Origin of the sequence: Sulfurimonas sp. NWX79 (assembly GCF_039667035.1) — a bacterium.
Taxonomy (GTDB): domain Bacteria; phylum Campylobacterota; class Campylobacteria; order Campylobacterales; family Sulfurimonadaceae; genus Sulfurimonas; species Sulfurimonas indica.
On record NZ_JALCZL010000067.1, the window covers coordinates 1 to 618 of the forward strand.

Below are 618 nucleotides of genomic sequence, written 5' to 3' on the forward strand. Positions count from 1 at the left end.
GCTCTTTTATATGCATAATGCTTACACCTGCAATTGCCATCCATGAAGCATGGGTGTGTCTTAAGCTATGTATAGTTATTCTGTATTTGCCAGCCTTGTCATTGTTTGGAAGCATCTCATCTACCATCTCTTGCCATTGACGAGGCATTTGAATGAGTTGCTTGCCATTGGAGGCAGGGATAACAAGGTTATTTATTTTCTCATTAAAAAGCTCAACTAACACATTCAGTGCCAAATCTGAAATATATATTTTTCTATCATTACCATTTTTATTTGATTTGAAATATATAAGTCTGTTGTTAAAATCTATATCATCCCAAGTAAGTGAAGCAACCTCACTAAATCTGGCACCAGTATACAAAAGAAGAACTGTTAAGCGGTAAGTTAGCGGTGTTTTTTTAGACTTTAATCTCTCTAAAAGCTCTTTTGCTTGATCTTTAGTTAAAAATCCTATCTGTTTATTATCAAATTTTGGCATTTTGACTTTGCCTTTAGAGATGGGGTTTGTATAGTTTAGTATCAGTTCATTATTTATGGCATAGTTGATGATTTGTCTTGCAAGCCCCAGTATCAGTTGTACTGTTCTTGGTTTATATCCATCTGTTAGTTTTTTCTGTT

Annotated in this window: 1 protein-coding gene; it reads right to left on the reverse strand. The window is 34.0% G+C overall.

The features are described 5' to 3' along the window. Positions 1–618, reverse strand: a 618-nt coding sequence (locus MNY27_RS10945) for a site-specific integrase (RefSeq protein ID WP_346392351.1), incomplete at both ends; no start/stop codon positions are given.